Origin of the sequence: Psychrilyobacter sp. (assembly GCF_037132775.1) — a bacterium.
In the GTDB taxonomy this organism is placed as follows: domain Bacteria; phylum Fusobacteriota; class Fusobacteriia; order Fusobacteriales; family Fusobacteriaceae; genus Psychrilyobacter.
The window spans coordinates 1-6,110 of sequence record NZ_JBAHZY010000054.1 but is presented as its reverse complement, the minus strand read 5'-3'; the positions used below and the strand labels follow the sequence as shown (position 1 = coordinate 6,110).

Annotated in this window: 8 protein-coding genes; 3 read left to right on the top strand and 5 right to left on the bottom strand. The window is 32.5% G+C overall.

Translation table 11 applies throughout. From position 1 onward, the window contains the following. On the top strand, nt 1-704 hold a 704-nt coding region (locus tag V5784_RS03770; RefSeq protein WP_336887720.1), incomplete at its 5' end, for a PhoU domain-containing protein. A 36-nt stretch (nt 705-740) separates the two neighbouring features. Here the strand turns inward: V5784_RS03770 and V5784_RS03765 are convergent. Beyond that, entirely contained in the window at nt 741-1,430 is a 690-nt protein-coding gene (locus tag V5784_RS03765) for an LrgB family protein (protein ID WP_336887719.1), read from the bottom strand. Next, nucleotides 1,430-1,774 (bottom strand): CidA/LrgA family protein, encoded by a 345-nt coding sequence (locus tag V5784_RS03760; protein WP_336887718.1) that lies wholly within the window; start codon nt 1,772-1,774, stop codon nt 1,430-1,432. The genes V5784_RS03765 and V5784_RS03760 overlap by 1 nt, the downstream gene beginning before the upstream one ends. Before the next feature lie 212 nt (nt 1,775-1,986). Here V5784_RS03760 and moaC point away from each other — a divergent pair, with 212 nt between their 5' ends. Continuing rightward, a complete protein-coding gene (gene moaC, locus V5784_RS03755; protein ID WP_336887717.1) occupies nt 1,987-2,463 on the top strand; it encodes a cyclic pyranopterin monophosphate synthase MoaC in 477 nt (158 codons plus the stop codon). A 174-nt stretch (nt 2,464-2,637) separates the two neighbouring features. Here moaC and mnmH read toward each other — a convergent pair whose 3' ends face one another. The 3 genes from mnmH to cysK all read right to left on the bottom strand — a co-directional run bounded on the left by mnmH (nt 2,638) and on the right by cysK (nt 5,343). Beyond that, nucleotides 2,638-3,696 carry a tRNA 2-selenouridine(34) synthase MnmH gene (gene mnmH / locus V5784_RS03750; RefSeq protein WP_336887716.1) on the bottom strand — a complete coding sequence of 353 codons (1,059 nt, stop codon included), beginning with the start codon at nt 3,694-3,696 and terminating at the stop codon, nt 2,638-2,640. A 78-nt stretch (nt 3,697-3,774) separates the two neighbouring features. Beyond that, on the bottom strand, nt 3,775-4,344 hold the full coding sequence (gene epsC / locus V5784_RS03745; protein WP_336887715.1) for a serine O-acetyltransferase EpsC: 570 nt from the start codon (nt 4,342-4,344) through the stop codon (nt 3,775-3,777). Nucleotides 4,345-4,431: 87 nt separating this feature from the next. Beyond that, entirely contained in the window at nt 4,432-5,343 is a 912-nt protein-coding gene (gene cysK / locus V5784_RS03740) for a cysteine synthase A (RefSeq protein WP_336887714.1), read from the bottom strand. A gap of 194 nt (nt 5,344-5,537) precedes the next feature. Between cysK and V5784_RS03735 the strand changes: the two genes are divergently transcribed. Beyond that, nucleotides 5,538-5,699 carry a rubredoxin gene (locus V5784_RS03735; protein WP_336887713.1) on the top strand — a complete coding sequence of 54 codons (162 nt, stop codon included), beginning with the start codon at nt 5,538-5,540 and terminating at the stop codon, nt 5,697-5,699. The last annotated feature ends 411 nt before the right edge of the window (nt 5,700-6,110 follow it).

Genomic DNA, 6,110 nt, shown 5'->3' with positions numbered 1-6,110 from the left:
CAATGTTGGAAAAAATGATAGTTGAAAAGGAAATAGTAATAAAGAAAATGACACAACTAGATGAAAGAATGTTAGAAACTCCCGACATCGTAGTGGAACAGACAAAATTAGAGATAAACAAAATTGGAACACAGATCATCTCTGCTTTCGGTTATATAAAGAAAACATTTAAAGAAAATTTACCTGAAGATTCCAAAGAGTTTCAAAACGTAGTAGAACTAGAAGATAGGATGGATATAGTGCAAGGGGAGATCGCCTCTATTAACTCCAAAGTTCTTAGTTTAGATCTAGAAGCATCAATCATAAAGAAAGCTAGAAAAAATATAGCTATCTCAGACCAATATGAATCTGTTACAGATTATATGAAAAGAATTGTATTTATCCATAAAAGATTATTGGATAACGATCAAATACTAAGTAAGAAAAGCTTAGAGGAATTGGAAAAAATCCATAATCTTACTGTAGATTTCTTTGACTATGTAGACAGTTCTTATAAGAACGAAAACTATAAAATCTTAGTAGAAGCTACTAAAAGATCGGCTGCTATCTCCAACCTATATAAGGAGATTAGGAAAAACCATCTAGATAGAATGGCTGAAACAACTAAGTCACCAATATTAGTTACAGGATATATGGATATATTAAATCACTATAAAAGATTAAGTGATCACTCACTGACAATAGTTGAAATATTAAATATATAACAAATGAAAAGAAGAATCCATATGGATTCTTCTTTTTTAAAATAATATTATATATAATAATGGTAAGATGAAAACAGTTAATAAACCAGCTACCCCAATGGCTAAACCGCTCATAGCTCCTTCAGTCTCTCCCATTTCTATGGCTCTTGAAGTCCCTACAGCATGACTGGCTGTTCCAATAGCTAGACCTTTGGCAATCTTATTTTCTATCTTTAAAATTTTACATATAAATGGTGCTAAAATAGCTCCTGATATCCCAGTTATCATAACCATCACCATAGTAATTGGAACAATACCTCCAACCTGTTTAGATAGCTCTATGGCTATAGGAGTAGTCAATGACTTTGATAGAGAAGATTTTATAATACTCAGATCCAGCCCTAAAGCTTTTCCTATAAGGGTACAAGATACAATAGAGGTAACAACCCCTGCAATAACTCCTCCTAATATAGGAATGAAGTGCTCTTTCAACAGATCTATTTTTTTATACAGGGGTACTGCCAAAACCACTGTGGCAGGTGCTAAAAAAAAAGATATTAAATCCCCGCCTTTTTTATAGGTCTCTAGCGGTATTTTAAAATATAATAATATAGAGATTATAATTGTAAGTGCTATTAATATAGGGTTCAGGATAGGCAGTTTAAATTTTTTATAGACCTCTAGTCCTATGATATAGGTAATAATTGTTAGACAAACTCCAAATAGCGGACTGTTTAATAATTCCATTATTTCCCCCTCCTATTTATCAGATATTGAACCGTAAGCCCTGTAATCCCCATGGTAATTATGGTAGTCAGTATCATAGTTATGAATATTTTCAACATATTTCCGCTGAGCAGATCTAAAGCAGAAATAAGTCCGACTCCTGGCGGGATAAAAAATATAGCCAGATTCAGCAAGATAGTGTTGGCTCCCTTTTCCACAAAATCTATATCAATTAATTTTTTTTCCAGCAAAATAAAAAATATCAGCATTCCAATGACTGGCCCTGGAAAGGGGAAATTGATAGATTTACTGATCATCTCTCCTAAGTAAGTTACCATAAATATAATGGCATATTGTTTTATCATGGTATATCACCTCGAGAATTATTATACCATAAAAAGATTCCATCTTTAATATGGACTTATAAAAATACATTTAATTTTTTTCTTTTACTAAGATAAATATTAATACTCGTAGATCCTTAGTGTAGATTAGTGGTAGAAAAGTTTTTAGATTTATTTTTCCTTCTAGAAATGTTAGTATTAGGAGTAAAAAATATATATAAGAGGAGAAAAATATGGGATTTAGTCATTTTAAAGACGGAAAAGCTGTTATGGTAGATGTGAGTAGAAAAGAGGATACCAGCAGAAAAGCTACAGCCTGTGGGAGTATAGAGGTTAATTCAGAAACTATGGATCTTATTGTTAATGGAGGAGTTAAGAAGGGAGATGTTTTAGGAGTAGCCAGAGTTGCGGCTATTATGGCTTCTAAAAAAACTCACGAACTTATTCCCATGTGTCATCCACTACTTCTTACAGGAGCCGACATAGATTTTGAAATAGATCAGGAAAACTTAGTCATATATGCTACAGGAACTGTTAAAACTAAAGGACAAACAGGGGTAGAGATGGAAGCACTCCAGATGGTAAGCACAGCATTATTAACTATTTATGATATGTGTAAAGCTATAGATAAGGAGATGATCATAGGAAGGATCTATCTGAAAGAAAAAACAGGTGGAAAGAGCGGTAAATTTGTTAATTCTAAGACCTAGTCTTTTTCTAATATAGAAATAATCATAGATATAAACTACTTATACCCATGATTTAGAAGGTGTATAATCACTTCAAGTCGACCACTTGAAATAAAAAAAGATCTTTTTTTATAAAAATATAAAATGAAATTAGGAGTTCGATGGATTTTTCCATTAAACGCCTAATAAATTTTTTTACTTATATTTTTTAAAGATTTCCTTTAATTTTACAACGCCATCTTCAATACTTTCAATCATAACTTCTGAATGATAGCTATGTTTGTTTAAACTTTTATTGTACATAGGATCATAGTATTCTATCATCATTTGACGAGCAGCTTCTCTAATTTTACCTTTTTCCACCAAGTCGATAAATTTACTGTGGGCACTACCATCCATATATCTTTTTAATTTTTCTGCAACTTCTAATAGATTTTCTTTCAACTGGTCGATTCCAGTGTAATCATCCATGATGATATCTAATCTCATCTCTATAGGAGCTTCCACTAAAATTTTCATTCCCACCTTCATTGTATCCCAAAATGGATCTGGAATATGAATAGGTCCTATCTTTCTGCTTTCCCCTTCTATCGTTATCACATTATTTTTTCTGTGTTTAACAGCATCATACAGTAGAGATTCAAAAGTTTTTTGACTCCTGTCCTGAGGTATCCCTATATGCCCAAAGTGGGAACCTCTATTTTTGGCTAATCCTTCTAGGTCTATAGTTTCAACGTCTCTTTTGTGTAATTCATTCAAGATCTTTGTCTTTCCTGTGCCTGTTTTTCCATGGAGAATTATCAGTGTAATTTCCTGAACTATACTTTCAAAATCTTCCATAATAAAAGCTCTATAAGATTTATACCCTCCGCTCAATCTAGCAGTCTTATATCCCATAGATTTAAAAAATGAAGTCATAGACCCACTTCTCATCCCACCTCTGGCACAGAAAAATATGATAGTATCGTATTCTTTAGATAGTTTGTTGATTTGTTTAGTGATATCTCCCAATCTTTTGGAGATGGCTTCTATGCCTAGTTGCTTAGCTTTTTCTTGAGATTCTTTTTTGTATGCAGTTCCCACCATGACCCTCTCTTCATCTAATAATACAGGTATATTAATGGTTCCTGGGATAGTTGACTCCTGATATTCTTTGGGAGTTCTTACATCGATTAAGATATAGTTATTTTTTTCTAATAATTCTTTATAATTTATTTCGTTTTTATTCATATCATCGTGTATATTGGTTTTCAAAAAATTCACCTTCCTCCCCTTATTATAACATAGTAGAGGTTAAAAGTTGATATGAAATATTTGTAATATATATATATATTACAAATATTTCATATCTTCTGTTTTTGTTCCACATTGAGAAAAGGTGCAAGGTTTACCATTGCATTTCATAACCCCTGCTACTCCTACAACTGTCGAGTTTTTATAACTATCCATTAAAACTACTGTATTTCCGCCTATCTTAGTCCCCTTGGCAATGGTAATATTCCCTAAAACCTTTGCTCCAGCACCAATTATAACGTTATCTTCAATAGTTGGATGTCTTTTCCCAGAATTTTTACCTGTCCCACCTAAGGTAACCTGATGGTAGATAGTCACATTATCTCCGATTATAGCTGTTTCTCCTATAACTACACCCATTCCATGATCTATAAATAGCCCCTTTCCTATCGCTGCCCCAGGATGGATCTCTATTCCTGTAAATAGTCTACCTATTTGAGACAATAGCCTGGCGAAAAAGAAAAATTTTCTTTTAAATAATCCATTGGCTATCCTATAGATAGAGATAGCATGGATAGATGGGTAGAGTAGAAAAACCTCTATATTAGATTTTGCAGCTGGATCTATATTTCTTATATTTTTTATATCATACTTTAAATTTTCAAACATTATTCCTCCAGATTCTATATAACTATTGCCTTATATACTAATGTGTTTCTGTAGATATGTCAAGAGAAATAGCTAAGGTTTAGTTTCCTAGACTATTTTTGTAAATACACCTGTAGAGATATACTTTTCCCCACCATCTGGAGCTACTGTTGCCACAATTTTTCCCTCTCCTAATTTTTTGGCTAATATTTTAGCAGCGGCGATATTGGATCCACTAGAGATTCCAAGATACAGGCCATCACTATCTAATACATTCCTAGTCATCTCATAAGCTGTTTCATCCTCTATGGTGATAACTTCGTCGATGATAGATGTGTCTAATATTTGGGGTATAAATCCTGCTCCAATTCCTTGAATCTTATGAGCTCCACCAGTCCCGCCGGATAAAACAGGGGATTTGGACGGTTCCACTGCTACAATTTTTATATTTTTATTACGTTCCTTCAAATATTTTCCTATTCCACCAAGGGTTCCACCAGTCCCTACTCCGGCTACAAAAATATCGATCTCTGGAAGTTCATCATAGATCTCTACTCCAGTAGAAATATAGTGTGTTTTTATATTGGATTTATTTTCAAATTGATTTGGAATATAGTATCTGCTGTTATCCTTTGCCATCTCATAGGCTTTATTGATAGCACCAGTCATACCTTTTGTAGGATCGGTCAATACTAAATTTGCCCCATATGAGCTTATTATATCCTTTCTTTCCTGACTCATACTAGAAGGCATAACCAAAGTTACTTCATATCCCATGGCTTTTCCAATCATAGCTAAAGCTACTCCCGTATTCCCACTGGTAGGTTCTAAAATAATATCCCCTTGTTGTAATTTACCATCTGTCTGGGCATCTACTATCATTTGATATGCCGCTCTATCTTTTATAGACCCACTGGGGTTAAATTTTTCTAATTTTACATAGATATCAGCCAGGCCTTTTTCTTTTCTTAATTTAACCATTGGAGTATTTCCTATTAATTCAACTATATTTTTATACATCTGATTACCTCCTGTTTTTCCTAAAAAATGCGTTAAATACTTATCTAAAATAATCTTATCATTAACCTAGTGTAGTAGTCAATAATTGTGTGATTTATTATTAAAAATTTTATCTTGACTTAGAGTGTCGGGTTTGATAAACTTACATTTGTTAATGTTATAAAAATAAAACTAAGATAAAGGCGGTAAAAATTATGAAAAATTATGTATGCGAAATATGTGGATATGTTTATGATCCAAAAGTTGGAGATGTAGAAAATGGAATAGAAGCAGGAACTAGTTTTGATAACTTACCTGAAGAATGGATCTGTCCTCCATGTGGAATAGGAAAAGACTCATTCGCAGAAGAAAACTAAATAAAAAATCCCCCCTAGAATATTTTAGGGGGGATTTTTTATTTAGGAAATTATAATCGTCAGATATTAGAAAAAACAAAGAAAGTTCTAACCAAGAAAAAAGATTTTATTATTGAACTCTCTGGGGCTGTTGTAAGTTTTATGTAAACTCTAAAAATTAATGTAAAACTTTTATAAAAAGAGGAGTAATAATTCTTTAATTATTGCTTCTCGTTTTTAATATATTAGAACTTTATTTTTTGTATGTCAATAGCAGAGTCTAAAATTAGTCTCTTTTAAAAGGTATATCTTAGATTATCACTTAGTTTAATCTTTCTTCAAAAAATATTTGTAATTGAGAGTAGATTACACCCCAATCTCTTCGGCGCCCAGTCCATTTCCTCATGATATCCATCGTAGTAAGATAAAGAA

Bases quoted from the DNA above. Each gene is read 5' to 3' on its own strand.
- moaC (WP_336887717.1), top strand. From the start codon at position 1,987: ATGGGATTTAGTCATTTTAAAGACGGAAAAGCTGTTATGGTAGATGTG.
- V5784_RS03760 (WP_336887718.1), bottom strand. From the start codon at position 1,774: ATGATAAAACAATATGCCATTATATTTATGGTAACTTACTTAGGAGAG.
- V5784_RS03765 (WP_336887719.1), bottom strand. From the start codon at position 1,430: ATGGAATTATTAAACAGTCCGCTATTTGGAGTTTGTCTAACAATTATT.
- cysK (WP_336887714.1), bottom strand. From the start codon at position 5,343: ATGTATAAAAATATAGTTGAATTAATAGGAAATACTCCAATGGTTAAA.
- V5784_RS03735 (WP_336887713.1), top strand. From the start codon at position 5,538: ATGAAAAATTATGTATGCGAAATATGTGGATATGTTTATGATCCAAAA.
- epsC (WP_336887715.1), bottom strand. From the start codon at position 4,344: ATGTTTGAAAATTTAAAGTATGATATAAAAAATATAAGAAATATAGAT.